The organism is Agrobacterium sp. GD03872, from assembly GCF_029840625.1.
In the GTDB taxonomy this organism is placed as follows: domain Bacteria; phylum Pseudomonadota; class Alphaproteobacteria; order Rhizobiales; family Rhizobiaceae; genus Agrobacterium; species Agrobacterium fabrum_A.
In genome coordinates, this window is sequence record NZ_JAOCCY010000044.1 from 1 (window position 1) to 808 (window position 808).

The window sequence follows — 808 nt, forward strand, 5'->3', positions numbered from 1 at the left end:
GGCATCGTAAAGTTAACGGAACTTGGGGCTTGATAGGCGATGAAGAGGCATGACAGACCGTGATCCGCTCTACCGTCGCCACCGCTTTCCCGCTGAAATCATTGCCCACGCGGTGTGGCTCTATTTCCGTTTTCCCCTGAGCCTGCGGATGGTCGAAGACATGCTGGCCGCTCGTGGCATCATTGTCTCGCATCAAACGATCCGGCTGTGGGCAGAGAAATTCGGACGAACTTTCGCCAACCAGATCCGTCAACGTTCGCGCGGCCGACTCGGCGATAAATGGCATCTCGATGAGGTCGTTATTTCGATCCGGGGCAAGAAGCATTGGCTATGGCGCGCCGTGGATCAGGATGGTTTTGTCCTGGAGGTTCTGGTGCAAAGCCGCCGCGACGCCAAGGCGGCCAAGCGCCTGATGCGCAAGCTTTTGAAAGGCCAGGGACGATCGCCGCGCGTGATGATCACCGACAAGCTTCGCTCCTATGGCGCCGCAAAGCAGGAAATCATGCCCGGTGTCGAGCACCGCTCCCATAAAGGCCTGAACAATCGGGCGGAGAATTCCCACCAGCCGATCCGACGGCGAGAGCGGATCATGAAGCGCTTCAAGTCAAAGCGACATCTGCAACTCTTCGTTTCCATCCATGATCCGATTGCCAACCTCTTCCACATCCCGCGCCACGACATTCCCTCCAGCCATCATCGCGAACTGCGCACAGCGGCGATGAACCTATGGGCGAAGATCGCTCGCGCATGAGCAGTGCACGTGGCGGGCGTCACGCGTTTGCTTCGCTGAAGTTAACTTTACGATGCC

The 808-nt window shown here is 58.0% G+C and carries 1 protein-coding gene; it reads left to right on the forward strand.

The window, feature by feature from the left end; genetic code table 11:
- Nucleotides 1-49 precede the first annotated feature (49 nt).
- A complete protein-coding gene (locus N5D22_RS27125; RefSeq protein WP_072492862.1) occupies nucleotides 50-751 on the forward strand; it encodes an IS6 family transposase in 702 nt (233 codons plus the stop codon).
- Nucleotides 752-808: the final 57 nt, after the last annotated feature.